The organism is Faecalibacterium sp. An121 (assembly GCF_002160915.1).
In the GTDB taxonomy this organism is placed as follows: Bacteria; Bacillota; Clostridia; order Oscillospirales; family Ruminococcaceae; genus Faecalibacterium; species Faecalibacterium avium.
This window is the reverse complement of record NZ_NFLM01000012.1, coordinates 54,045-78,613: the sequence shown is the minus strand read 5'-3', so window position 1 is coordinate 78,613 and position 24,569 is coordinate 54,045. Positions and strand designations below refer to the sequence as shown.

Here is a 24,569-nt window from a genome sequence, read left to right as displayed (position 1 = left end):
GCGTCCTGCGGACGAAACAGCCGAAGCGGAGCAGGGGCAGCGGTCTGCCTTTTGCAAGCCCGCTGCGACGGGCGCAGCAAAAGCAGGGAACCGCAACCACCAGGGGGAAGGAATTTCTGACCCGCGTATGCGGGCAGAAATGGGTTCCCCCTAAAGCGTGTCGCTTTTGCGACACGCTGAACCGCCCCGGCATAGCCGGGGCGGTCTGCTGGATCCGGCGGGATGCCGGCTTACTTTTTATTGGTGGGCACCATCACTTCCAGCCCGCCCATATAGGGCTGCAGGCACTTGGGGATGGTGACGCTGCCGTCGGCCTGCAGATGGTTCTCCAGGAACGCGATCAGCATACGGGGAGGCGCCACGCAGGTGTTGTTCAGGGTGTGGGCCAGGTAGTTCTTGCCGTCGGCGCCCTTGACCCGGATGTGCAGGCGGCGGGCCTGGGCGTCGCCCAGGTTGGAGCAGCTGCACACCTCAAAGTATTTCTGCTGGCGGGGGCTCCAGGCCTCGATGTCACAGCTCTTGACCTTCAGGTCGGCCAGGTCGCCCGAGCAGCACACCAGCTGACGGACGGGGATCTCAAAGTTGCGGAACAGCTCCACCGAGTAATGCCACAGCTTCTCGTACCAGTCGTTGCTCTCCTCAGGGCGGCAGACCACGATCATCTCCTGCTTTTCGAACTGGTGGATGCGGTAGATGCCCCGCTCCTCGATGCCGTGGGCGCCCTTCTCCTTGCGGAAACAGGGGCTGTAAGAAGTCAGGGTCAGGGGCAGCTTGGCCTCGTCGATGGTCTGGTCAATGAAGCGGCCGATCATGGTGTGCTCGGAGGTGCCGATCAGGTACAGGTCCTCCCCTTCGATCTTGTACATCATGGCATCCATCTCGGGGAAGGACATGACGCCCTGCACCACGTTGCCGTGCATCATGAAGGGCGGGATCACATAGGTGAAGCCCTTGCTGATCATAAAGTCGCGGGCATAGGCCAGCACCGCCTCGTGCAGGCGGGCAATGTTGCCCATCAGATAGTAAAAGCCGTTGCCGGCCACCCGGCCTGCGGCGTCCATGTCGATGCCGTCAAAGCTCTCCATGATCTCGGTGTGGTACGGGATGGGGAAATCGGGAACCACGGGCTCCCCAAAGCGCTGGGCTTCCACATTGCAGCTGTCGTCGGGGCCGATGGGCACGCTGGGATCGATCATCTGGGGGATGGTGTACATGATCTCCTGGATGCGGGCGGCCATCTTGTCCTTGTCCGCCTCCAGCGCAGCCAGCTGCTCTGCGTCCGCCTTGACAGCGGCGTTGTTGGCGTCGATCTGGGCCTGCAGCTCTGCCTTTTTGGCCTCGTCGGTGCACTTCTTCAGCTGGCCGAACAGAGGTCCGTTGGCCTTGCTCAGCTTGTTGCGCTGGGCTTTCAGGTTTTCGGCCTCCTGGAGGCATCTGCGGTACTGGGCGTCCAGATCGATGACCTCATCCACCAGGGGGATCTTGGCGTCCTGGAACTTCTTGTGGATGTTCTCCTTGACGGCGTCCGGGTTCTCCCGGACAAATTTGATGTCGAGCATGATGATCTCTCCTTATGTCTTCTCAGTTTTCCCACGGAACCTGGCTTTCCGGCGCAAGGCCGGGGCCCGTCCCCTCTCTGTCGTAATGCCCCAGCAGGTTGGCAAAGGCCCGCAGCTGGTCATCCGAATAGAACCGGACGGTCAGGCTGCCCTTGCCATCCTTGTAGGCCACAGACACTTCATTGCCCAGCGCCTGGCGCAGGCTCTCCTCCACCTCCACAGGCAGGGCGGGCCGGGGCGGCGGCGCGGGTGCGTCCGCCTGCTTTGCATCCCGGGCCAGCTTGCGGCACAGGGCCTCGGCCTGGCGGACGTTCAGGCCATTGTCCGCGATCAGCTGGGCGGCCTGCTCCTGCAGCTGGACGGTGGGCAGGCCCAGGATCGCCTTGGCATGGCCCGCCGTCAGCTTGCCCGCCTTGAGCAGGGCCAGGGCCTGGGGCGGCAGCCCCAGCAGCCGCAGGCTGTTGGCCAGGGCGCTGCGGCTTTTGCCCAGGCGGCGGGCCGCCTGTTCCTGGGTCAGGCCGCAGCGGTCCATCAGTTCCCGGATGCCGCAGGCTTCTTCCACCGGGTCCAGGTCCTCCCGCTGCAGGTTCTCCACCAGGGCCAGTTCCATGGCCTCCTGGTCGGTCACATCCCGGACGATCACCGGCACCTCGGTCAGCCCTGCGATCCGGCAGGCACGCCAGCGGCGCTCCCCTGCCACGATCCGGTAGCCCCCGCTGGGCTGGGGACGCACCGCGATGGGCTGCAGCAGCCCATGTTCCCCGATGCTGGCGGCCAGCTCGGCCAGACTCTCCTGGCTGAAAGTCTTGCGGGGCTGGGCGGGGTCCGGCTCGATCTCCCGCAGCGGAAGGGTGCGCACCCCGCTGTCCGATTCCAGACTGGGGGCCGCGTCCTCAAACAGGCTTTCCAGCCCACGGCCCAAACCGCCTCTGCTTCTTGCCATCTGTCACACTCCCCTCTCACACCGTTTCCGGCTTGTTCTTTTTCACCGCGTGCCGGCGGCGGGGCTGGGGGTCCCGGGGACGGTTGCGCTTGACGAATTCGATGGCCAGATCCATATAGGCCTCGCTGCCCTTGCCCTTGGGCTCGTAGTAGTTGATGGGCTGGCCGTAGCTGGGCGCCTCCGAGATCCGGATGGTGCGGGGAATGGTGGTCTGGTACACCTTGTCCCCAAAGTATTTCTGCACCTGCTCCACCACCTGCAAGGTCAGATTGTAGCGGCCCGCGTACATGGTGAACACCACCCCCTCGATGTCGAGGTAGGAATTGTACTTGCGGCGCACCGTCTTGAGGGTGCTGATCAGCTCGCTCAGGCCCTCCAGGGCGTAGTATTCGCACTGGATGGGGATCAGCACGCTGTCGCAGGCGCACAGGCCGTTGAGGGTGAGCAGGTCGAGGCTGGGCGGGCAGTCGATGAAGATGTAATCATAGTCCTGCTGGACCGAGGCCAGGCCCTTGCGCAGGCGGCTCTCCCGGCTGGGCAGATCGATCAGCTCCAGGGCGGCGCCGGCCAGCCGGGTGTTGGAGGGCAGCACATCGGCCCGGTAATCGGTCTTGCGGATGGCACTGCGGGCTTCCGCCTCCCCGATCAGCACCTCATAGGTGCCCATCTCGACGCTGCGCTTGGATATGCCGTAACCGGTGGTGGAGTTGCCCTGAGGGTCCAGGTCCACGATCAGGACCTTCTTGCCCAGAGCCGCCACACAGGCGGATAGATTGACGGCGGTGGTGGTCTTGCCCACGCCGCCCTTCTGGTTTGCCACTGCTACGATCTTGCCCACGGTATCCTCCCTCTCAAGGGGTGTTCCACGTGGAACATCCCTGTTGTATTACGCACTCTATTATAATCCATTCCCGGGGCCTCGTCAAACCCATCCGGGGCCAAAAGCGGTAAAATCAGCGTAAAACAGCCCGGCACGCCGGTTTTACCGGCGCAGGCGGCAGGCCGCAGGGTCATCCTGCCAGCCCTCGTCCAGGATATCGGCGGCCTCGGGGTGCCTCGACAGCCACTCCCGCGCATAGGAGCAGGTGGCCCGCGCCTTGCGGCCGTCAGCCCGCAGGGTGTCCACCACTGCCTGCATCAGCTGGCCCGCAGCGCCCTGGCCCCGCAGGCTGGGGTCCACCCAGGTGTGGTCGATGACCACTGCTCCGGGCCGGATCTGGGGGAAGGTCACCTCGGCCACCACCCTGCCCTCCTGCCGGCAGAAAATGCGGTCGTTCTCGGTCGTGAAAGTCATCCTGTTCCTCCTTTTCTGTGGGTGTGTGTTCGGATGCTTCCATGATACCAGACCCGGGGCCCCCGCGCAAGATGTTCCACGTGGAACACCCCTCAAAACAAAAAAGAGGCCCGTCTGGACCTCCCGGCGCGCCGGAAAGCGGCGCGCTTGCAGAGGGCCCGTTCTGCCCGCAGCCGCGCGGACGAGCCCCCCTGTTGTTCGGTGCTTTGTCCCGTCCCGTCCTGCCGGGCCCCGCAAAGCCGTTCTCACTTTCCCCCGCCTGTGCCGGTGGGGATCCGGACGGTGTACTGGATATAGCCGTCCCCGTCCTCCCGGTGGGCGGTGGCGGGCACCCCGTTGTCGGTCATCAGCCGGATGGCGTGGTCGATGGTGTTGACAAAGATCCGCACGTCCCGGACCATGGGCAGCCGCCGCGCCTTGACCGCGGGTTCCGGGGCGCCTTGCAGCAGCTGTTCTATGTAACGGTCGGTGGCCCGGGCATTGAGCCGGTGGCTGCTGATGTGGATCAGCGCTTTGCTGCGCCGGTTTGCGGGCAGGCGCAGCACCGCCCGGGCATGGCGCTCGGTGAGGCGGTTGTCCAGGATGAACTGCTGCTGATCCGCCGTCAGCTGCAGCAGGCGCAGCTTGTTGGCCAGGGTAGGCTGGGCCATCCCCAGCCGCTTGGCCGCTTCCGCCTGGGTGCAGCCCCACAGGGCCAGAATGTCCTGCAGGCCCCGGGCCTGCTCGAAGGGGTTCAGGTCGGCACGCTGGATGTTTTCCAGAAGCCCCAAAGCGGCCGTCTCCCCGTCGGCAGCGTCCCGGATGATGGCGGGCACCTTGTCCATCCCCGCCAGCTTGCAGGCCCGCAGCCGGCGTTCCCCGGCGATCAGCTCATAGCGGCCCTCCCCTGCCCGCCGGACGGTGACCGGCTGCAGCAGGCCGTTTTCCCGGATGCTGGCCGCAAGGCCCGCCAGCTCCTCCTCGTCAAAGGTCCGCCGGGCCTGGTACGGCGACGGCTCGATCTGCTCCAGCGGCAGTGCCACCACCTTGCCCAACGGTTTCTTGCGCTCAAACACAGCCTGTCTCCCCCTTTCAGGGAGGCTCCGTCCGCCTCACTGGCAGAAAAAAGCACTTCTGCGGAGCCCTTCCCACTGTTAGGGTATCACAGAAGTGCCGTTCTTTCCAGAAAAATCGTTCGTCAGCCTTCGGGCCGCAGCGCGCCTTTGCGCCTTATTTCAGGGGCGCTTTCGCAATTTTGCCGCCGTTTCTGGGGTATGCCGTCGGAGTATGCGAAATTTTTCGGACCACCACCAGGCTGCGGGCGTCTCCGCCCGGCAGGTGGAAGTCCCTCGTCTCCCGGTACTCCCCGCCCAGCTTGCGGATGGCCCCCTGGGCGGCGGCCAGCTCCTGGGCGGCAGAGGCCCCCTTCATGGCCACAAAGCAGCCCCCCACTTTGACCAGAGGCAGGCAGTATTCCGCCAGCACCGGCAGGGCCGCCACCGCCCGGGCCGAAGCCAGGTCGAACTGCTCCCGCCAGACCTTCCGGGCGGCCTCCTCGGCCCGCTCCTTGGCGAACTCCACCCCTTCCAGGCCCAGCGTCTCGCAGACAAGCCGGAGGAAGTCCACCCGCTTGCCGGTCGGCTCCATCAAGGTGAGGGCCAGATCGGGACGGTAGATCTTGGCCACGATCCCCGGGAACCCGGCCCCTGCCCCCACGTCCACCATCCGGCCTGTCACCTCGGGCTGGCTGGCAAACAGAAGGCTGTCCAGAAAGTGCTTGTCCTCGATCCCCTCGGGGTCGGTGATGGCGGTCAGGTTGACTTTTTGGTTGTAGTCCACCAAAAGCCGGGCGTAGCGGTCCAGCTGATCCAGCTGGGCGCCGGTGAGCTGGATGTTCCACGTGGAACACTTTTGGGCCAGGCGGTCTTTATCGATCATGGTCTGCCTCCTTGTTCTTCTGGGCCGCAGCCAGAGCGATGCTCAGCTGGGCCAGGTCGGATGGGGATACCCCCGGGATACGTCCCGCCTGCCCCAGGCTGCGGGGACGGATGCGGGCCAGCTTCTCCCTGGCCTCCAGGGTCAGGCCGGTCAGTTCCTGGTACGAAAAATCCTCGGGGATCAAGGTCTTTTCCCGCCGCGCCATGTCCCGGATCATCCGGTCCTGCCGGGCGATGTACCCCGCGTACTTGATCTCGGTCTCCAGCCGTTCGGCCAGCATGGGGGTCACCCCCTGTCCCCAGCCGATCACCCCGGCCAGCAGCGGGTAACTGATCTCCGGGCGGCGCAGCAGCTCGTCCGCCAGCCCTCCCTGGGCCGCGGGCGCCACGCCTGCCTGTTCCATGGCCTGCTGCAGCGGCTGGGTCTTGACGTGGGCGGCATGCAGCCGGGCCCGCTCGGCCTCCAGCACCTGCCGGGTCTGCTGGAACTTCTCCCAGCGGGCGTCCGACACCAGCCCCACTTCCCGCCCGATGGGGGTCAGGCGGCTGTCGGCGTTGTCCTGCCGGAGGGTCAGCCGGTATTCGCTGCGGCTGGTCATCATCCGGTAGGGGTCCATCACCCCCTTGGTCACCAGGTCGTCCACCAGGGTGCCCAGATAGCTGGTCTGTCGGGGCAGCACCAGCTGTTCTTTGCCCAGGGCCTGCCGGGCCGCGTTGATCCCCGCCAGGATGCCCTGGGCTGCGGCCTCCTCATAGCCCGATGTCCCGTTGAACTGGCCCGCCCCGTACAGACCCGCCACCTGCCGGCTCTCCAGCGTGGGGGCCAGGCTGGTGGGGTCCACGCAGTCGTATTCGATGGCGTAGGCGGGACGGATGATCTCCAGATGCTCGAAGCCCTCGATGCTGTGGTAGAAGTCGTTCTGCACGTCCTCCGGCAGGCTGCTGGACGCACCCTGCAAATACATCTCCTCGGTGTCCAGGCCACAAGGTTCCACAAAGATGGGGTGCCGGTCCTTGCCCGCAAACCGCACCACCTTATCCTCGATGGAGGGACAGTAGCGGGGCCCCACCCCCTCGATCATCCCCCCATAGAGGGGGCTGCGGTGGATGTTGTCGAGAATGATCCGGTGGGTGGTGGGGTTGGTGTAGGCGATGTAGCAATCCACCAGATTGCGCACCGGCTGTTCGGTCATAAAGCTGAAGGGCTGCAGGGTCTGCTCGGGGTCGCCGGGCTGGCGCTCCAGTTTTGCAAAGTCGATGCTCCGCCGGTGCACCCGGGCGGGGGTGCCGGTCTTGAACCGGCGCAGGGGCAGGCCCAGCTGCCGCAGGCTGTCGGTGAGGGCGTTGGAGGCGTGCATCCCATCGGGACCCGAAGCGTACCAGGCATCCCCCACAAAGATCTTTCCCCCCAGGTTGGTGCCGGTGGCGATCACCACGCAGCGGGCGGTGTACTCCCCGTTCAGCTGGGTGACCACTCCCCTCACCCGGCCCCCCTCGGTCCGGATGGTCACCACCTCGGCCTGATGGATGGCCAGGCCGGGGGTCCGTTCCAGGGCGTGCTTCATCCAGATATTGTAGCGGCGGCGGTCGGTCTGTACCCGCAGGGCGTGGACGGCGGGGCCCTTGCCCCGGTTGAGCATCCGGCTCTGGAGGGCGGTGGCGTCGGCGGCCAGGCCCATCAGCCCGCCCAAAGCGTCCACTTCCCGCACCAGGGTGCCCTTGGCCGTCCCTCCGATGCTGGGGTTGCAGGGCATATTGCCCACGGCGTCCAGGCTCATGGTAAAGACCGCGGTGCGGGCTCCCAGCCGAGCGGCCGCGTGGGCGGCCTCGATCCCCGCATGGCCCGCCCCCACCACGATCACGTCATAGTCTCCAAGATGGTTCATCCCATATCCTTTCTCATCACTTGCCCACACAGAACCGCTCGAACACCTGGTCGATGACCGCCTCCGAGGCGTTCTCCCCGGTGAGGTCATAGAGGGCGTCCAGCGCGTCATCCACACACACCGACACGGCGTCCAGCCCAAAGCCGCCGCGCACCGCTTCCAGCGCGCCTTCCACCCCGTCCCGGGCCCGCAGGGCTGCGGACAGCTGCCGCTGCCCGGACAGGCTGGCGGCGTGGGGGTCGATGCGGGCGGTGCCCAGCAGGCGGGCGACCGCGGCGGCGATCACCTGCCGGGCCCCCTCCTCTTTGCAGCAGACCGGGACCACCATGGCAAAATAGGGCGCGATGATCTCGGCGTCGAACCGGGTGGACAGGTCCTCTTTGTTGACCAGAGCGATGGCCCTGCATTCGGCACAGCGGCGGGCCAGTTCCAGATCCTCCCGGGTGACGGGCTGGGAACCGTCAAAGACGGCCAGCACCAGCCCCGCTTCGGCCAGCTTGGCCCAGCTGCGGCGGACCCCCTCGGCCTCCACCGGATCGTCGGTCTGGCGCAAGCCGGCGGTGTCGAACAGGTTCAGCCGCACTTCCCCCAGCTGCACCGCCTGCTCCACCACATCCCGGGTGGTGCCCGCGATGGGGGTGACGATGGCCCGGTCGAAGCCGGCCAGCAGGTTCAGCAGGGTGGACTTGCCCGCGTTGGGCTTGCCCACGATGGCGCAGTCGATCCCTTCCCGCAGGACGGCGGCGGCGTCATAGCCCTGGATCAGGCCGTCCAGCCCCGCCTTCACCTCCTCCAGGGAGGATGTCAGGGCGCCGTTTTCCAAGGCGGGCACATCCTCCTCCGGGAAGTCCACCCAGGCGGTCAGGTGGGCCTGCAGGGCGGTCAGGACCTCCTGCTGGGCCGCGATCTTTTGGGCCAGGGCCCCCTCTTTGGCGGCGTTGGCCAGGGCAGCGCCCTGCCTTCCCCCCGCCGCGATCAGATCCATCACCGCTTCGGCCTGGGTCAGGCTCATCTTGCCGTTCAGCAGTGCGCGGCGGGTATACTCCCCCGGGCCGGCAGGGGCAGCCCCCGCCTTGAGGCAGGCTTCCAGCAGGCGGCGCGCCACCGCGCTGCCCCCATGGCAGGACAGTTCTACCACATCCTCCCCGGTATAGCTGTGAGGTCCGCGGTAGAACAGGGCCACCCCGTCGTCAAAGGGTTCCCCTCCTTCCACAAAGTGCCCGTACATGGCGGTATAGCCTTTGGCCCCGGCCACCTTCCGGCGGCTGTCCATGGGACGGAACACCTGTTCCGCCACCCGATAGCTCTCCGGCCCCGACAGGCGGATCACCGCAATGCCCCCCTGGCCAGGGGGGGTTGCAATGGCCGCAATGGTGCTGTTCTGGATCATCCCTGCATCCCCCTCTCTGTATGCTGCTGGTATTGTACCACGTTTGAGCCAAAAAGAAAATACGACGCCTTCTGCATTCCCTTGCGCTTTTTTGCTGTCCTGCCGCTTGGAGCGGGCAAACTTTCCACATTTCCCAAATTTCCTGTGGAAAACCAAACGGTTTTCTTTTTCAAGCGTATGCGGTGCGCCGTATCGTAATATTTATACATCAATATACTTATAGTATCTCATCAATTCTCGCTCCGCCGCCGCGCCGGCCGGTTTTCCACATCCAAAGCGGGAAATGTGGAAAGCTGATCTAAATTGTCAAAAAAGTCCTGTCCAGCCGACATGTGCGGATAGACAGGACACATACAGGGAAATTGAGCGCTGAGAGTGTGCGAGGCCGTAAGGCTGAGTGCGCGGTTCAGCGTTCAATTTTGTCCCCAGGGGGATACCAGGGGGAAGGAATTTCTGTCGCGCGGCTGCGCGCAGAAATGGGTTCCCCCTGGAGCGTGTCGTTTTCGACACGCTGAGGCCCGCCCGGCAGGCTGCCGGACGGGCCCTTGTGCGTGGTATGATTTTACTGCCGGATAAAGCCTGCATCCTGCCGGGGAATGCCTGCCTCGTCCGAGACATAGCGCTCCACCTTCATGTGCAGGTCGTATTTGTCCCGCAGGGCGGCGATCCGCTCCATCATGGGGGAAGCGTGGTGGCGGTCGATGGCCTGCTGGTCGATCCAGCTGTCGATCAGCAGCACCGTCTCGGGGTCCTCCATGGGGAAGAAATAGTCATAACGCAGGTTGCCCTCCTCGGCGCGGATCTGCTCTACCGTGCCGCTTTCGGTCATCTCCTGTGCAAAGCGGCGGGCGCTGCCGCCGCAGCCTGTGTAGTAGATGTTCACCGTGATCGCCATGCCTGTTCCTCCTGTCCGATTTGCACCGGCTTACAGTTCGATCTTGCCAAAATCCAGGTCGGCGAAATCGTCCACCCGCTGGGTGCGCTTGGGCGCCACAGGGGCGGCCTCGGCGGCATCGATGGCGGTATAGCTGCGGTCGGGCACATTGGAGCTGCGGGGCGGCCGGCTGTTGTTGTTCGGACGGGGCCGGCTGCCGCGGTTTCCGCGCTCGCCGCGCTCACTGCGGGGGCCGCGATTGCTGCGGTCTGCGCCGGGACGGCGGTCGCCGCGGCCGCGGCCGCGGCGCTCGTAGGTCTCATTCTGGGCGTTGGGGGCGGTGGAGTAGATGATCACATGGCGGTCCTTCCCCTCCCCCTTGCTCTCGCTGCGCACGCCCTCCATCTGGCTGATGGCCGAGTGGATGATCCGGCGCTCGTAGGGGTTCATGGGTTCCATGGCAAAGCAGCGGCCGCTGCGGCGCACCTTCTGGCCGATCTTCTGGGCCAGGGTGGTCAGGTCGTTCTCACGCTTGCCGCGGTAGCCGGCCACATCCAGGCCCAGCTTGATGTAATCGCCGTCCATCCGGTTGGCCACCAGGCTGGCCAGATAGGAAAGGCTCTCCATCGTCTCGCCGCGGCGCCCGATCAGAGCGCCCATCTTCTCGCCGTCCAGACGGATGATGGTGGCTTCCCCCTTCTGCACGGCGCTGAAGGTGACGTTCTCCACCCCCATCAGGGCCACGATCTGCTTGAGGTAGTCCACCGCAGCCTTGACCTTGGGGTCCGCATCGATCTCGATGGGCACCGCCACTTCTTCCGCAGCGGCTACGGCAGCGACCTGGGCCTTGGGCTGTTCGGCCCGGGGCTCCTCTTTGGGGGCCTGCTTTTTGGCGGGCTTGGGCTCCGGTTTTGCAGGGGCGGGCTGGGCCTTCTCTGCCTTTTCAGCCATCTGCGCGGCTTCCGCCTTTTCGGCTTTCTCAGCCTTTTCCGCCTTGACGGCCTTGACCGCCGGCTTCTCCTGGACGGGAGCCGGGTCCTCCTCCTCTACGGTGACCCGCACCCGGGCAGGGATCTTCTTCAATCCCAGGAACCCGGTGCTCTGGGGCATCTCGAGCACTTCATAGCTCACATTCAGGTCGTCTTCACTCACCCCCAGCAGGGCGCAGGCCGCCGCGCGGGCTTCCTCCACCGTCTTGCCAGTGGCTTCCTTGGTACGGACCATCCGACTCACTCCTCCTTCGTTTTGTTCAGCTCGGACAGAGGCACAGTCCTCTCGTCCTTATACTTTTCTGCGTCCAGCATACGGGCATATTCCAGCCGGCGCTTGTTCATTTCGCTGGCCGAGATATTCTTTTCGACGGTCTGGCCGGTCGCCTCGTCCACCACCTTGATGGTGGTGTTCTTGACGCCGCGGCGCTGGGCCTTGCGCTTGGCCTCGATCTCGGCGGCCACTTCGGCCTTGACCTTCTCGGGGTCATAGATCTTCTTCATCACAGCGCTCTGGATCACCATGACCACATTGGAAATGACGTAGTACAGGGAGAAAGCGGTGGGCACGGTGAAGCAGAAGAAGATATACATCAGGGGCATCAGGTACATGGTGACCTTCATGCTGCCCTGCAGCTTCTGACCGCTGCTGTTCATGCTGTACCAGGTGGAGAGGAAGCTGGTGATGATGGCCAGCACCGGGAAGATCAGCAGCGGCAGGTTCTCGGGGTCCAGGTTATACTGGGGCACCCTCGTCAGGTCGATGCCGAAGAAGCTCATGTGCTTACTGAACTCGGTGATGGTCTCCAGCTGGCCGGCCGAGAAGATGCCGGTGATGGAGGGCTCCCCTGCCAGCACCTGCTCGATGATGAGGTTGTCCCGGGTGATGTTGGTGAACTGGATGCCCAGGGTGGTGAGGGCCTCCCCCGCAGCGGCCAGCAGGTCATTGCCGATGTGGAAGATGCGGTTGAGGGGCTCGTAGACCACGCCGATGACGCCGAACATCACAAAGAAGTTCAGCAGCATGGGCAGGCAGCCCGAGGTGGGGTTGTAGCCGTAGTCCTGCTGCAGGCGGACCATTTCCTCCTGCTGCTTGTCGGGCTTGTCCTTGTACTTTTTCTGGATCTCCTCGATCATGGGCTGGAATGCGGTCATCCGGACCATGTTCTTTTGCTGTTTGAGAGACAGCGGGATGCTCAGCAGCCGGATCAGCAGCGTGAACAGGATGAGGTCCCAGCCGTAATTGGGGATGATGTTGTAGATCAGCTCCATGACATAGCCCAGCGGCCAGGCGAGAATGTAGAGAAAATTCATAAGCGCTTCCATTCTGTCCCGCCTGTGAGCGCGGAACGGTTTTTATGCGTGGGACAGCCCGCTCACAGCTGCCGGGCCGTCACAAGAAGCTTATTTGCCGGTCAGGGTTCCACCCTATGGCCGGGGGGCGCGGGGCGGGTGCAGCACCCGGCCGGGATTTCTCCAGCGCCCCGGTTCGGGCACCGGGTCGTAGCCCCAGCGCCCAAAAGGATTGCAGCGCAAAATGCGCCAGGCCGCCAGCAGCAGCCCTTTGAGGCAGCCGTGGACCTGTATGGCCTGGATGGCGTATTCGCTGCAGGTGGGGGTAAAGCGGCAGTTGTGCCCGAGGGCCAGGCTGATGTACCGCTTGTACAGCCGTATGGGGACGCACAGCGCGTCCCGGCAGGCCTGCCGCAGCCGCATCATGGCGCGGCGTCCTCCGGCGCCGGGCCGGACGGGCGGCGGGGCGGACGGCTGGCGGGGGGCGGCGCGTCGGGGCGCAGGGCCTTGTCCGGCAATCCTGCCGCCCGGAACAGCCGGGCCACCGCGCGGGACACCTGCCAGCTCTTGAGCCGGGGGGTGGCCGCCCGCGCCACAAAGATCAGGTTGTATCCCCCGATGTTATAGTCGAGATGTTCGTCGATGGCCGCCTTCATGACGCGGCGGGCGCGGTTGCGCTGAACGGCGCAGCCCACCTTCTTGGTGGCGGTCAGACCTACGCGGGTCTGTTTGGCGCGTGTTTTCAGCACATACAGCACAAGGGCATGGTCTACATACGCCTTGCCCCGCGCATAGACCCGCCCGAACTCGCTGTTGTGCCGCAGCGGACGGTATCGCATCTGCGGGCCTCCTATCCTGCATGGACCTTGCGTGAACCACAGACAAAGCCCCTGCCCTGTCAGTATAGCAAAAAACGGGCGGCTTTGAAAGACCGCCGCCCGATTTTTTTCACACAATTCCAGTTTTTTCTGAAAAAATAAGGCCACCAATTTCCATCAGCGGCCTTTTCGTGCGCATTCTTTGATTGTCTGGCCGGGACATCCTGCCCGGACCGCAGCCCAGCGCGGCCCCGGCCAGCGGCACAGCGCCATCAGACGGTCAGGCTCTTGCGGCCCTTTGCACGGCGGGCATTGATGACCTTGCGGCCGTTCTTGGTGCTCATGCGGGTCAGGAAGCCGTGGACCTGCTTGCGCTGGCGCTTCTTGGGCTGAAACGTTCTCTTCATGGTTCTATCCTCCTAAAACTTGCCCCTTGGGGTACGGGGTCCTTGTGTCGGTCTTGCGCCCCTGTGAACCGCCCCGGCGGACCGGGGCCCAAGGGGACAGGCTTGCGATTTAATAGTATATCGCATGGATTTGCCTTCTGTCAAGCATTTTTTCGCTTTCCTGCAAATTTTTTCTGTGCAAAGTTTTTCAACATTTTCACTTTTTCAGGTGGAAAACCGCTCCATCCACAATATTTTGGGGGTATGCAGCCCTTCTGCCACAACATCAAATGGGCGCATGAAGGGCCCGTTTGCAGCCTATACTGATTACATTATATAAATAGGGGGCGTGATTCTGGACGTTTTGCACATTTTGTGTTATACTGACAGGGTATCAGCACCTATGTTGAAAACTTCAATGGAGTGGATGTTTTATGGATTCTTTCAAGGACGTATTAGAGGCCGCCCAGCTTTACTGCAAGGGGCAGATGGCAGAGCCGACTTATAATCTTTACATCGACGGGCTGGAGCCGGTCAGCTTTGAGGACTCCAGTCACATCACCCTGTCGGTGCGCAACGACTTCATCTGCAAGATCGTCAGCGACCGCTACCTGGGCCTGCTGAAAGAGGCGTTCAAGTCGGTCCTTGGCTTCGACGTGGACATCCAGCTGGTGGTGCCCAGCACCCCGCCCCACGAAGTGGTCCTGGCGCAGCAGTACGACCTCAACCCTGCCAGCCCCCAGGGCAATTACGAATTCACCTTCGAGAATTTCATCAAAGGCCCCTCCAACCAGTTCGCCTTTGCGGCCGCCCAGGCCGTGGCGGCCAATCCCTCGGGGGCCTATAATCCCCTGTTCATCTACGGCGGGTCGGGCCTGGGCAAGACCCATCTGCTCACCGCCATCCAGATCGAGATCAAGCGCACCCACCCCGACTTCGTCATCATGTACGTCACCTGCGAACAGTTCACCAACGAGCTGATCGCCGCCATCCGGGCCGGTAGCACCGAGGATTTCCGGATGAAGTACCGGGTGGCCGACCTGCTGCTGGTGGACGATATCCAGTTCATCGCCGGCAAGGAGTCCACCCAGGAGGAGTTCTTCCACACCTTCAACTCCCTCCACGACGACCACAAGCAGATCGTCATCGCCTCCGACCGGCCGGCCAAGGAGATCAAGAGCCTGGAAGAGCGTCTGCGCACCCGCTTCGAGTGGGGCCTGACCGCCGACATCCAGCCGCCCGATTTTGAGACCCGGGTGGCCATCGTCAAGCGGAAGGCCGAGCTGCTCCACCTGGACCTGCCCGAAAACGTGGCCGAATTCATCGCCAACCATCTCAAAAACAACATCCGCCAGCTGGAAGGCGCCGTCAAAAAGCTGAACGCCTACTATATGCTGGAAGGGATCCAGCCAGTCATTTCGGTGGCGCAGAACGCCATCAAGGACATCATGAACGAGACCCAGCCCATCCCGGTGACGGTCGAGAAGATCATCGGGGAGGTATCCCGCACCTTCAACGTCTCCGCCGCCGACATCCGGGGCACCAAGCGGAACGCTTCCATCGCCAGCGCACGGCGGGTGGCCATCTACATCCTGCGGGAAGTCACCGGCATGAGCATGGAGGACATCGGCCGGGAATTCTCGGGCCGGGATCACTCCACCATCGTCTACTCCCTCAAGACCATGGAGCGGGATATGAAAAACGACCAGCATCTGCGGGAAACGGTGGACGACATCATCAAAAACGTCAAGTCCTGACCCCGGGTACAGACCCTTTGGCGGGGCCAAAATTCCACAACCGGGCGAAAAAAAGAGGAAAATCTGCCCTTTCCCCCTCCTTTTTGCAGCAAACACAAAAAAATGAGGGAAAAGTTCTCCACTTTTTAAACCGAGTTTTCAACATTCAACTTCTCTTTTCCACGGCGGATGTGGAAAGCGGAAAAGCCATCCCCCTTTCCACAAACTGTCCACATCCCCTTCACATCCGGGTGGAAAAGCAAAACCCTTGTCGGGAAAGGGAGATACCGGGTTTTCCACACTCTCCCCGGCCCCTACTACTTTTACTGCAACAAGTTCAATAAGAGGGCAGCCCAAACCTTCCTGCCCCACGACATACACCCAATACAGGGGGCGCAGACAGCGCCCCCGCCAATGAAAGGGAGAAACATCTTGAAGATCATCTGCGACAAGACCCTTTTGGGCGCCGCCATCGACGGCGTATCCCGGGCCGTTACCCTCCGTTCCACCATCCCCGTGCTGGAGGGCATCCTGTTGAAAGCCGAAGGTTTCAACCTGACCCTCACCGGCTACGACATGGAACTGGGGATCGTCACCACCATCGAGGCCAACGTACTGGAGCCCGGCGACATCGTGCTGAATGCAAAGCTGCTCAGCGACATGGTCCGCCGGATGCCGGCCGGACAGATCAGCATTTCCTCTGCGGACAACGGAAAAACAACGATCCAGGGCGGTGTTGCCCAGTTCGAGATCCAGAGCATGCCGGCCAGCGATTTCCCCCAGCTGCCCAACACCGGCGCCGAGGAGACCATGACCATCAAGACCGGCGTGTTCCGCGAGATGGTGGAGCGCACCCTTTATGCGGTCAGCCAGGACGAAAAACGCCCCGCCCACACCGGCGAGCTGTTCGAGATCCAGCCCGACCATCTGACCGTGGTGGCCCTGGACGGGTTCCGGCTGGCCATCGTGGAGCGGAAAGTGGAGGCCAGCAAGGAGATCCGCATCATCGTCCCCGGCAAGACCATGAACGAGGTGCTCCGGCTGCTGGCCAACGACGATGAAGCCGACGTGCGCATCTGCGCCAACCGGCGGTATGTGGTGTTTATTACAGCTGGTTATACCATCATGAGCCGCCTGATCGAAGGCGAGTTCCTCAACTACAAAAATGTCATCCCCGAAGGATACCGTACCCAGGTAGTCCTGGATACCAAGGGGTTTATCGAGACCATCGAGCGGGCTTCCCTGATTATTACAGAGCGTTTAAAAAATCCCCTCCGCATCACCTTTACAGAGGGTAAAGTGATCGTCCGCTGCCAGACCAGCCTGGGCCGGGTGGTGGACGAGTTTGCCGCCGGCTGCGAGGGGGAGGAAGTGGAGATCGGCTTCAACAACCGCTATCTGCTGGACGCCTTGCGCAACGCCCGGACCGAACAGGTCCGCATCCAGCTCAGCGGCCCGCTGAGCCCGGTCAAGATCCTGCCGGCCGAGGGGGAAGATTTCCTCTACCTGGTGCTGCCGGTGCGGTTCCGCAACGATTGAGGAGGGGTGTGGGATGGAACGAGTGGTCATTCATACCGACTATATCAAGCTGGACGCCCTGCTCAAGTTTGCGGGCCTGTGCGAGACCGGCGGGGAGGCCAAGGAGCGGATCCAGGCCGGGCAGGTGCTGCTGAACGGCCAGGTGTGCACCATGCGGGGCAAAAAGTGCGTCCCCGGGGATACGGTGGAGCTGGAAGGGCGCGCCGTGCGGATCGCCGAGGGGCAGTGACGGATGCGCCTGCTTGCACTCAGCCTTGAAAATTACCGCAACATCGCGTCGGCCCGACTGGTCCCCGGCCCGGAGCTGACCGTCATCTGCGGCAACAACGGCCAGGGCAAAACGAACCTTTTGGAAGCGGTCTGGCTGCTGACCGGGGGCAAGAGCTTCCGCGGGGGCAAGGACGCCGAACTGGTCCGCCGCGGCGCCCCCTATGCCGCCCTTGAGGCCCGCACCCTGGCGGGCAGCGGCAAGGAAAACGAGGTCCGCCTGACGGTGGGGGCGGCGGGAGAAGCCCGCACCGGCCGCTATGCGGTGTGGAACGGCACGCCCCCCAAGCGGGCCTCCAGCCTGGCGGGCAGCTTTCCGGCGGTGGTGTTCGACCCCGGACACCTGAGCCTGGTCAAGGGACCGCCCGACGGCCGCCGCCGCTTTCTGGACGCCGCGCTGTGCCAGCTCTACCCCGGGTATCTGGCCATCTACCGGCGGTATGTGCGGATCCTGCAGCAGAAAAACAGCCTGCTGCGCCGCTCCCCTGCCCGGCCGGAGCGCCCCCTGCGGGAAAAACTGGACCTGCTGGAGGTGCTGAATGAGGAACTGGTCCCCTGCGGCGAGGAGATCCAGGCCAGGCGGCGGGAATACCTGGGGCTGCTGGCCCCCATGGCCGTCGAGAATTACCGGGCGCTGTCCCGGGGAGCCGAGCAGCTGGGCATCGGCTATGAGGCCCAGTTTGAGCCCGGGGGGCTGGCCGGCCTGCTGGCGGCGCGCCGGGACGAGGAACTGCGCGCCGGCCAGAGCCTGTGCGGCCCCCACCGGGAGGACCTGGCGTTCCGCCTGGACGGGCAGCCGGCCCGCAGCTTTGCCAGCCAGGGCCAGCAGCGCAGTGTGGTGCTCAGTCTGAAAATGGCGGAGGCGGACGCCTCGGCCCGCATCACCGGCGAGCGGCCGGTGCTGCTGCTGGACGATGTCCTCAGCGAGCTGGACGAGGGCCGCAGGGCCTACCTGCTGACCCGGATGCGGGAGCGTCAGACCTTTGTCACCAGCTGCGACGACGCTGCCCTGCTCCACACCGACGGGGTGATCTGCCGGATGGAGGGCGGCGTCCTGACTACGCTGTAGGAAGGAGGCGGCCTTTGTGTACCTGCATCTGGGAAGGGATTATGTGCTGAATACCCGGGACATCATCGGGATCTTCAGCCTGGAGACCACCACCGTCTCCCCCCGGGGCCGGGCCTTTTTGGATTATGCCCAGAAAAACGGGGCGGTGGTCAGCCTGTCCGACGAGCTGCCCCAGAGTTATGTGCTGGCCGACAGCCCGGTGGATACCGTGTATCTGTCGGAGCTGTCCAGCGCCGCTTTGCGCCGCCGCGCCGAGCAGCTGCTGCCCGAAGAGGCGCTGCCCGGGCCGGGGAAAGACGGGCCGGCCTGACTGCAATGACCGCATCCATGCGATAGGATAAGAACGTTTGAGCGAACAGAGAATTTGGATTAAAGAGGGAGAGATACAATGGCAGAGGATATCATCACCAGCGCCGACACCGCCACCGACCACGAGTACGACGGCAGTGAGATCCAGGTCCTCAAGGGTCTGGAGGCCGTGCGCAAGCGCCCGGGCATGTACATCGGTTCCACCGGCGCCCGGGGCCTGCACCACCTGGTCTATGAGATCGTGGACAACTCGATCGACGAGGCGCTGGCCGGCCACTGCGACCACATCGAGGTCAAGATCAAAAAGGGAGACATCATCGAGGTCACCGACAATGGCCGCGGCATCCCGGTGGGCATCCAGCCCGACACCGGCCTGCCCGCCGTCACGGTGGTCTTTACCATCCTGCACGCCGGCGGCAAGTTCGGCGGCGAGAACTCGGGCTACAAGGTCTCGGGCGGCCTCCACGGCGTGGGCGCCTCGGTGGTCAACGCCTGTTCGGAATGGCTCACCGTCCAGGTGCGCCGGGACGGGGTGGAATACGAGCAGACCTTCCGCCGCGGGGACCCCGACGGCCCCCTGCGCCAGGTAGGACCCGCCCCCGAGGGCTCCACCGGCACCCGGGTCACCTTCAAGCCCGACCCCGAGATGTTCCGGGAGACCACCGTTTTCGACTTTGACACCCTGGAAAAGCGGCTGCGGGAGGAGAGCTTCCTCAACGCAGGGCTCAAGATCACCCTCACCGACGAGCGGGAGCTGTACACCCCCATCCTGGAAGACGGCCAGGAGGGCGAGCCGGGCTACCGCCAGGAAGTGATGTGCTATGAGGGCGGCATCCGCAGCTTTGTCAGTTACCTGAACGAAAAGCGGAATTTCGAGGTGCTGCACCCCAACGTCATCTACCTGTCGGCCAAAAACGACCGGGCCGAGGCGGAGGTGGCCATGCAGTACAACACCAGTTACAATGAGCTGGTGCTCAGCTTTGCCAACAACGTCAACACCCCCGACGGCGGCACCCATGAAGAAGGGTTCCGGGCCAGCCTGACCCGGGTGTTCAACGACTACGGGCGCAGCCACGGCCTGCTGAAGGAAAAGGACGAGAACCTGTCCGGCTCGGATGTCCGGGAGGGCCTGATCTGCGTCATTTCGGTCAAGCTGCAGGAGGCGGAATTTGAGGGCCAGACCAAGGCCAAGCTCGGCAACACCGAGATCCGCACCCTGGTGTCCAACATGGTCTATACCAAGCTGACCGAGTATTTTGAGGAAAATCCCGCCGTCGCCAAGGCCATCTTTGAGAAGGCCACCCAGGCCGCCCGTGCCCGGGCCGCCGCCAAAAAGGCCCGGGAACTGGTCCGCCGCAAGAGCGTGCTGGAAAACAGCCGGATGCCGGGCAAGCTGGCCGACTGCCGGGAGAACGACCCCTCCAAGACCGAGATCTTCATCGTCGAGGGCGACTCGGCCGGCGGCTCGGCCAAGATGGGCCGGGATTCGGCCATCCAGGCCATCCTGCCTCTGTGGGGCAAGATGCTGAACGTGGAAAAGGCCCGGGCCGACAAGATCTACGGCAACGACAAGCTGATGCCGGTGGTGCTGGCCCTGGGCTGCGGCATCGGGGAAGAGTTCGACATCAGCAAACTGCGCTACGACAAGGTGTTCATCATGGCCGATGCGGACGTGGACGGCTCCCATATCTGCACCCTGATGCTGACCTTCTTTTTCCGCTATATGCGGCCCCTGATCGAGCAGGGACATGTCTATGTGGCCCAGCCTCCCCTGTTCCGGGTACAGAAGGGCAACACCGTCAAATATGCCTACAACGACAAGGAAATGGCCCTGCTTTTGCAGGAGATGCCGGGGGCCAAGGTCAACCGGTACAAGGGCCTGGGCGAGATGAACCCCGAGCAGCTGTGGGAGACCACCATGAACCCCGACAACCGCGTGATCGTCCAGATCACCATTGAAGACGCCGAAAAGGCCGACGAGGCCTTTACCATCCTGATGGGCGACCAGGTGGAGCCCCGCCGCCGCTTCATCGAAAACAATGCACAGTACGCCAAGCTGGATGTCTGACAGCCGGGTACAGTCCAAATAAGAGCTTTCAGCTGGAGGAACGAATGGAAGAAGATTATGTCATGATACCCGGCACCGGGACCAAGAAGATCGTCCGGGACGTGAAAAAGGAGATCGAGACCGCCTTTCTGGATTACTCCATGTCGGTCATCGTATCCCGCGCCCTGCCCGACGTGCGGGACGGCCTCAAGCCGGTGCACCGCCGCATCCTGTACACCATGCACGAGCGCGGCAACGACCCCAGCCATCCCTACCGCAAGTCGGCCGACACGGTGGGCGCGGTGCTGGGTTCCTACCACCCCCACGGCGACGCGTCGGTCTACGACGCCATGGTCCGTCTGGCCCAGGATTTCTCGATGCGCTATCCCCTGGTGGACGGCCAGGGCAACTTCGGTTCGGTGGACGGCGATCCCCCTGCCGCCTACCGTTACACCGAGGCCCGCATGAGCCGGATGGCGGTGGAGATGCTCACCGACATCGACAAGGATACAGTCAACTGGGACCCCAACTACGACGACACCAAAAAGGAGCCCCAGGTTTTGCCCTGCCGCTTCCCCAACCTGCTGGTCAACGGCAGCCAGGGCATTGCGGTGGGCATGGCCACCAACATCCCGCCCCACAACCTGGGCGAGGTCATCGACGGGTGCATCGCCTACATCGACGACCCCGACATCGACCTGGCCGGCCTGATGGAACACATCAAGGGCCCCGACTTCCCCACCGCCGGCATCATCATGGGCCGCAGCGGCATCCGGGCGGCCTACGCCACCGGCCGGGGCAAGATCACCCTGCGGGGCCGGGCCGTCATTGAGGAGAAAAAGAACGGGCGGTTCCAGATCGTCATCACCGAGATCCCTTATATGGTCAACAAGGCCCGCCTGATCGAGAACATCGCGGACCTGGTGAAAGACAAGCGGATCGAGGGGATCACCGACCTGAACGACGAGACCAACCGCAAGGGAATGCGAATCGTGGTGGACCTGCGCCGGGACGCAAACCCTCAGGTGGTGCTCAACCAGCTCTACCGCTACACCCAGCTGCAGGACACGGTGGGCGTGAATATGCTGGCCATCGACCACAAGGTGCCCAAGGTCCTCACCCTCAAGCAGATGATCGCCAAGTATGTGGAGTTCCAGGACGAGGTGATCCGCCGGCGCACCAGCTTCGACCTGAAAAAGGCCCAGGAGCGCGCCCACATCCTGGAGGGCCTGAAAAAGGCCACCGACATCGTGGACGAACTGATCGCCACCATCCGGGCCTGCAAGGGCGGCATGGCCGAGGCCAAGGCGGCCATCATGGAGCGGTTCGGCTTTGACGATCCCCAGGCAGACGCCATCGTCAAGCTGCAGCTGGGCCGCCTGGCCGGGCTGGAGATCCTCAAGATCGAGGAGGAACTGGCGGGCCTGCGGGCCAAAATCGAGGACTGGCAGGCCGTGCTGGCGGATGACAGCCGTGTGCTTGCCATCGTCAAGGAGGAGCTGCTGGAGATCCGGCGCCGCTTTGCCGACCCCCGCCGTACCGAGATTGAGACGGTGACCGGCGAGGTGGACATCGAAGATCTGATCGCCGAGGAGCAGTGCGTCTATACCCTCACCGAGGCAGGGTATGTCAAGCGTCAGCCCAAGGCCATTTACCAGGCCCAGCACCGGGGCGGCCGTGGCATCCTGGGCCTGACCCGCAAGGAAGAGGACATCGTGCAGGAGATGTTCGTGGGCTCCACCCACGACTATGTGCTGTTCGTCACCAACCGGGGCAGGCTGTTCCAGCTCAAGGGCTACACCATCCCCGAGGGCAGCCGCACCAGCAAGGGGGCGCACATCGTCAACCTGCTGCAGCTGGCCGAGGGCGAAAAGGTGACCAATATGCTGCGGCAGTCCACCAAGGACACAGCCGAGGGCGGCTATGTGACCATGGTGACCCGGCAGGGCCTGATCAAGCGGACCCCGCTGAGCCAGTACGCCAACATCCGCAAGAGCGGCCTGATCGCCATTGCCCTCAATGAGGGGGATTCCATCGCATGGACCCGCCTGACCACCGGCAACGACACCCTGATCGTGGCCACCCGCAACGGCCAGGCCATCCGGTTCTACGAGAGCGACGCACGGCCGATGGGCCGCGGCGGCCACGGCGTCCGCGCCATCCGTCTGGAGGAAGGCGACCAGGTAGTGGGTGTGTCCATCTGCCGGGAGGGCGCCACTGTCCTGACCGTCACCGAGCACGGCAAGGGCCGGCGCAGCCAGATCGAGGATTACCGTCTGACCGGACGCGGCGGCAAGGGCGTGCGCAACTACGACGTCTCCAAGGACAAGGTGGCGGGCATCAAGATCGTGGATGACACCGACGATGTGCTGCTCAGCAGTCAGGAAGGGGTCATCATCCGGATGCACGCGGCGGATATCACCGTCCAGAGCCGCTATGGCAGCGGCGTCCGTGTGATGCGCCTGGGCGACACCGACTGTGTGACGGTGGTGGCCCGCACCGACCATGACGACGAGGCCGAGACGGCCAAGCCCGAGCAGGAGGCCGGCGACACCGAGCCCACCGCCGAGGAAGTGGCCGCCCTGGAAGCCGCCGAACAGGCGGAACAGGACGTCCAGACCACCCCGGACGAGGAATAAACGAAAAGCAAAAGAGGGTATGCACCGCGCAGGTGTATACCCTCTTTTTGTCGTGTCATCGGGCTGGCAGCCGGACGGCAAGGCGGGCGATTCCTCCCTGCCTCAAAGTTAGAGATTCCAAACTAAAGAAAATAAAGAAAAACTAGTGACTACACTCGGTTTGAAACAAACGATGATTTTGGCGGAAGTTTGAATGATACTGACGTAACATATGCTGGCCTGTTCATTGTTAGCCGCGAACGCAGTGACGAATGGATTGCAGGTAATCTTGCGAATTATGTTGATCAATATGTGCAGAATGTTTCTGATGAAGAAAACTGCAATATGTCCATTCGAATTGTCACTGCTGATGGCAAGTATGATGGTGATGTCAAAAAGAATGGCGAGTGTTTTGTGATTGGTATTCTGGTAGATTTTGATTTTACCAAAGATAACCACTAAACATTACTTATAACACCCCCGGGGCACCATACCGGGAGATGATATAAGGGGCGCACAGGTGCCAGAGACCACCTGCCCGCTCGGGTAAAACACCCATCCGATGTGGCGGCAAAGAGGAATAGAACCATATTCCTTCTGTTGTTGATCGCACCAAAACAAAAGAACTTTTGCGTCACGAAAGATAGGGTCCCTCTGCGGGGGTCGGCCATGCGGCCGGCCCCCGCATTGTTTTGCGTGTGCGGTTTCTATGGACAAACCGGCGGCTCATATGGTATCCTGTGGCTGCAAGAACCAAAGAAACCCATGAGGGAGTAGCAAGCGCCGCCTGCAAACCGCGGCGCAGCAAGTCAACATACTGGCCCGCCGGGCCTGGCTTGCTTATACCCATTGCGAGACTCATGTTCCCAGCGCTGGGGCGGTGACGCCGCCCGGGCTGTGTACATGGAGCCGCCGCATCTTTGTTCCGCCGACTTCCGGGCACAGCCGCCGCTGTGTCCGGTTTTTTTGCGCAACGCTCTTTCTGCGACGGAGGAAACGCACAATGGAATGGAATCTGGTCTTTTTTATCAACAGCGCCCTGCTGGGAGTGGGATTGGCGATGGATGCCTTTTCGGTCTCGATGGCCAACGGCCTCCATGAACCGGGCATGAGCCGCAGCCGGATGTTCGGCATTGCGGGGGTATTTGCGGGCTTCCAGGCCCTGATGCCCCTGCTGGGATGGATCTGCGTCCACACGGTGGTGCAGCTGTTCGAGGGCTTCACCGTCCTGATCCCCTGGATCGCCCTGATCCTGCTGTGCTACATCGGCGGCAAGATGCTGCTGGAGGGCATCCGCAGCAAGGAAGAAGACGACGCCGGCGCGGTGAGCCGGGGCGGCCTGGTGCTGCAGGGGGTGGCTACCTCCATCGACGCGCTGTCGGTGGGCTTTACCATTGCGGAATACGGCCCCCTGATGGCCCTGGTCTGCGCCGCCATCATTGCGGCGGTCACCTTTGTCATCTGCACCGGGGGCCTGGTGATCGGCCGCACCTTCGGCACCAAACTGGCGGGCAAGGCCTCGCTGCTGGGCGGCGCCATCCTGATCTTCATCGGGGTGGAGATCTTCGTCACCTCCCTGTGACCGGTGAAAGTTTCATAAAAGTCGCGTGGGATGTATAGAAAACGTTCATAATTG

The 24,569-nt window shown here is 63.3% G+C and carries 23 protein-coding genes; 9 read left to right on the top strand and 14 right to left on the bottom strand.

The genetic code is table 11. The features are described from left to right. Positions 1-230: 230 nt before the first annotated feature. The 14 genes from serS to rpmH form a co-directional block, all read right to left on the bottom strand. Positions 231-1,559 carry a serine--tRNA ligase gene (gene serS / locus B5E66_RS08220; protein ID WP_087231317.1) on the bottom strand — a complete coding sequence of 443 codons (1,329 nt, stop codon included), beginning with the start codon at positions 1,557-1,559 and terminating at the stop codon, positions 231-233. A gap of 22 nt (positions 1,560-1,581) precedes the next feature. After that, positions 1,582-2,502 (bottom strand): ParB/RepB/Spo0J family partition protein, encoded by a 921-nt coding sequence (locus tag B5E66_RS08215; RefSeq protein WP_087231314.1) that lies wholly within the window; start codon positions 2,500-2,502, stop codon positions 1,582-1,584. Between the two features lie 16 nt (positions 2,503-2,518). Continuing rightward, positions 2,519-3,340, bottom strand: coding sequence for a ParA family protein (locus tag B5E66_RS08210; protein WP_087231311.1), 822 nt, complete (start codon positions 3,338-3,340; stop codon positions 2,519-2,521). A gap of 144 nt (positions 3,341-3,484) precedes the next feature. Beyond that, a complete protein-coding gene (locus B5E66_RS08205; protein ID WP_087231308.1) occupies positions 3,485-3,796 on the bottom strand; it encodes a GNAT family N-acetyltransferase in 312 nt (103 codons plus the stop codon). A 245-nt stretch (positions 3,797-4,041) separates the two neighbouring features. Then, entirely contained in the window at positions 4,042-4,851 is an 810-nt protein-coding gene (locus B5E66_RS08200) for a ParB/RepB/Spo0J family partition protein (protein ID WP_087231305.1), read from the bottom strand. 154 nt (positions 4,852-5,005) lie between these two features. Then, the gene (gene rsmG / locus B5E66_RS08195) at positions 5,006-5,713 is read right to left on the bottom strand and encodes a 16S rRNA (guanine(527)-N(7))-methyltransferase RsmG (RefSeq protein WP_087231302.1); all 708 of its coding nucleotides are present in this window, start codon (positions 5,711-5,713) and stop codon (positions 5,006-5,008) included. Further along, complete coding sequence (gene mnmG, locus B5E66_RS08190; RefSeq protein ID WP_087231299.1) at positions 5,703-7,598, bottom strand: tRNA uridine-5-carboxymethylaminomethyl(34) synthesis enzyme MnmG; 1,896 nt, start codon at positions 7,596-7,598, stop codon at positions 5,703-5,705. The genes rsmG and mnmG overlap by 11 nt, the downstream gene beginning before the upstream one ends. A gap of 16 nt (positions 7,599-7,614) precedes the next feature. Beyond that, positions 7,615-8,985, bottom strand: a complete 1,371-nt coding sequence (gene mnmE, locus B5E66_RS08185) for a tRNA uridine-5-carboxymethylaminomethyl(34) synthesis GTPase MnmE (RefSeq protein WP_087231327.1) — start codon at positions 8,983-8,985, stop codon at positions 7,615-7,617. A gap of 565 nt (positions 8,986-9,550) precedes the next feature. Continuing rightward, the gene (locus tag B5E66_RS08180; RefSeq protein ID WP_087231296.1) at positions 9,551-9,883 is read right to left on the bottom strand and encodes an antibiotic biosynthesis monooxygenase family protein; all 333 of its coding nucleotides are present in this window, start codon (positions 9,881-9,883) and stop codon (positions 9,551-9,553) included. A 30-nt stretch (positions 9,884-9,913) separates the two neighbouring features. Further along, entirely contained in the window at positions 9,914-11,086 is a 1,173-nt protein-coding gene (gene jag / locus B5E66_RS08175; protein ID WP_087231293.1) for an RNA-binding cell elongation regulator Jag/EloR, read from the bottom strand. Positions 11,087-11,091: 5 nt separating this feature from the next. Continuing rightward, positions 11,092-12,165, bottom strand: coding sequence for a YidC/Oxa1 family membrane protein insertase (locus B5E66_RS08170; protein ID WP_242956029.1), 1,074 nt, complete (start codon positions 12,163-12,165; stop codon positions 11,092-11,094). Between the two features lie 114 nt (positions 12,166-12,279). Further along, complete coding sequence (gene yidD, locus B5E66_RS08165; protein ID WP_087231286.1) at positions 12,280-12,570, bottom strand: membrane protein insertion efficiency factor YidD; 291 nt, start codon at positions 12,568-12,570, stop codon at positions 12,280-12,282. After that, a complete protein-coding gene (gene rnpA, locus B5E66_RS08160; RefSeq protein ID WP_087231283.1) occupies positions 12,567-12,983 on the bottom strand; it encodes a ribonuclease P protein component in 417 nt (138 codons plus the stop codon). Before rnpA ends, yidD begins: the two co-directional genes overlap by 4 nt. 251 nt (positions 12,984-13,234) lie before the next feature. Beyond that, entirely contained in the window at positions 13,235-13,369 is a 135-nt protein-coding gene (rpmH, locus tag B5E66_RS08155; RefSeq protein ID WP_087231281.1) for a 50S ribosomal protein L34, read from the bottom strand. Between the two features lie 413 nt (positions 13,370-13,782). Here rpmH and dnaA point away from each other — a divergent pair, with 413 nt between their 5' ends. From dnaA to B5E66_RS08110, 9 genes are all read left to right on the top strand, one after another. Beyond that, the gene (gene dnaA / locus B5E66_RS08150; protein WP_087231278.1) at positions 13,783-15,105 is read left to right on the top strand and encodes a chromosomal replication initiator protein DnaA; all 1,323 of its coding nucleotides are present in this window, start codon (positions 13,783-13,785) and stop codon (positions 15,103-15,105) included. A 411-nt stretch (positions 15,106-15,516) separates the two neighbouring features. Next, positions 15,517-16,623 (top strand): DNA polymerase III subunit beta, encoded by a 1,107-nt coding sequence (dnaN, locus tag B5E66_RS08145; protein ID WP_087231275.1) that lies wholly within the window; start codon positions 15,517-15,519, stop codon positions 16,621-16,623. Between the two features lie 13 nt (positions 16,624-16,636). Beyond that, the gene (locus B5E66_RS08140) at positions 16,637-16,852 is read left to right on the top strand and encodes an RNA-binding S4 domain-containing protein (protein WP_087231272.1); all 216 of its coding nucleotides are present in this window, start codon (positions 16,637-16,639) and stop codon (positions 16,850-16,852) included. Between the two features lie 3 nt (positions 16,853-16,855). Further along, positions 16,856-17,959 carry a DNA replication/repair protein RecF gene (gene recF / locus B5E66_RS08135; RefSeq protein WP_087231269.1) on the top strand — a complete coding sequence of 368 codons (1,104 nt, stop codon included), beginning with the start codon at positions 16,856-16,858 and terminating at the stop codon, positions 17,957-17,959. A gap of 16 nt (positions 17,960-17,975) precedes the next feature. Further along, entirely contained in the window at positions 17,976-18,269 is a 294-nt protein-coding gene (gene remB / locus B5E66_RS08130; RefSeq protein WP_087231266.1) for an extracellular matrix regulator RemB, read from the top strand. 78 nt (positions 18,270-18,347) lie between these two features. After that, complete coding sequence (gene gyrB / locus B5E66_RS08125; RefSeq protein ID WP_087231262.1) at positions 18,348-20,336, top strand: DNA topoisomerase (ATP-hydrolyzing) subunit B; 1,989 nt, start codon at positions 18,348-18,350, stop codon at positions 20,334-20,336. Between the two features lie 44 nt (positions 20,337-20,380). Further along, positions 20,381-22,954 carry a DNA gyrase subunit A gene (gyrA, locus tag B5E66_RS08120; RefSeq protein ID WP_087231259.1) on the top strand — a complete coding sequence of 858 codons (2,574 nt, stop codon included), beginning with the start codon at positions 20,381-20,383 and terminating at the stop codon, positions 22,952-22,954. A gap of 189 nt (positions 22,955-23,143) precedes the next feature. Then, positions 23,144-23,395, top strand: a complete 252-nt coding sequence (locus tag B5E66_RS12850) for a hypothetical protein (RefSeq protein ID WP_143406948.1) — start codon at positions 23,144-23,146, stop codon at positions 23,393-23,395. 541 nt (positions 23,396-23,936) lie between these two features. Next, positions 23,937-24,515, top strand: a complete 579-nt coding sequence (locus B5E66_RS08110) for a manganese efflux pump MntP (protein ID WP_087231253.1) — start codon at positions 23,937-23,939, stop codon at positions 24,513-24,515. Positions 24,516-24,569: the final 54 nt, after the last annotated feature.

What these genes read in the sequence shown, in the direction of transcription:
- serS (WP_087231317.1), bottom strand. Translation starts at nt 1,559, where the DNA reads ATGCTCGACATCAAATTTGTCCGGGAGAACCCGGACGCCGTCAAGGAG.
- B5E66_RS08215 (WP_087231314.1), bottom strand. Translation starts at nt 2,502, where the DNA reads ATGGCAAGAAGCAGAGGCGGTTTGGGCCGTGGGCTGGAAAGCCTGTTT.
- B5E66_RS08205 (WP_087231308.1), bottom strand. Translation starts at nt 3,796, where the DNA reads ATGACTTTCACGACCGAGAACGACCGCATTTTCTGCCGGCAGGAGGGC.
- rsmG (WP_087231302.1), bottom strand. Translation starts at nt 5,713, where the DNA reads ATGATCGATAAAGACCGCCTGGCCCAAAAGTGTTCCACGTGGAACATC.
- mnmG (WP_087231299.1), bottom strand. Translation starts at nt 7,598, where the DNA reads ATGAACCATCTTGGAGACTATGACGTGATCGTGGTGGGGGCGGGCCAT.
- B5E66_RS08180 (WP_087231296.1), bottom strand. Translation starts at nt 9,883, where the DNA reads ATGGCGATCACGGTGAACATCTACTACACAGGCTGCGGCGGCAGCGCC.
- jag (WP_087231293.1), bottom strand. Translation starts at nt 11,086, where the DNA reads ATGGTCCGTACCAAGGAAGCCACTGGCAAGACGGTGGAGGAAGCCCGC.
- B5E66_RS08170 (WP_242956029.1), bottom strand. Translation starts at nt 12,165, where the DNA reads ATGAATTTTCTCTACATTCTCGCCTGGCCGCTGGGCTATGTCATGGAG.
- yidD (WP_087231286.1), bottom strand. Translation starts at nt 12,570, where the DNA reads ATGATGCGGCTGCGGCAGGCCTGCCGGGACGCGCTGTGCGTCCCCATA.
- rnpA (WP_087231283.1), bottom strand. Translation starts at nt 12,983, where the DNA reads ATGCGATACCGTCCGCTGCGGCACAACAGCGAGTTCGGGCGGGTCTAT.
- rpmH (WP_087231281.1), bottom strand. Translation starts at nt 13,369, where the DNA reads ATGAAGAGAACGTTTCAGCCCAAGAAGCGCCAGCGCAAGCAGGTCCAC.
- dnaA (WP_087231278.1), top strand. Translation starts at nt 13,783, where the DNA reads ATGGATTCTTTCAAGGACGTATTAGAGGCCGCCCAGCTTTACTGCAAG.
- B5E66_RS08140 (WP_087231272.1), top strand. Translation starts at nt 16,637, where the DNA reads ATGGAACGAGTGGTCATTCATACCGACTATATCAAGCTGGACGCCCTG.
- recF (WP_087231269.1), top strand. Translation starts at nt 16,856, where the DNA reads ATGCGCCTGCTTGCACTCAGCCTTGAAAATTACCGCAACATCGCGTCG.
- gyrB (WP_087231262.1), top strand. Translation starts at nt 18,348, where the DNA reads ATGGCAGAGGATATCATCACCAGCGCCGACACCGCCACCGACCACGAG.
- gyrA (WP_087231259.1), top strand. Translation starts at nt 20,381, where the DNA reads ATGGAAGAAGATTATGTCATGATACCCGGCACCGGGACCAAGAAGATC.
- B5E66_RS08110 (WP_087231253.1), top strand. Translation starts at nt 23,937, where the DNA reads ATGGAATGGAATCTGGTCTTTTTTATCAACAGCGCCCTGCTGGGAGTG.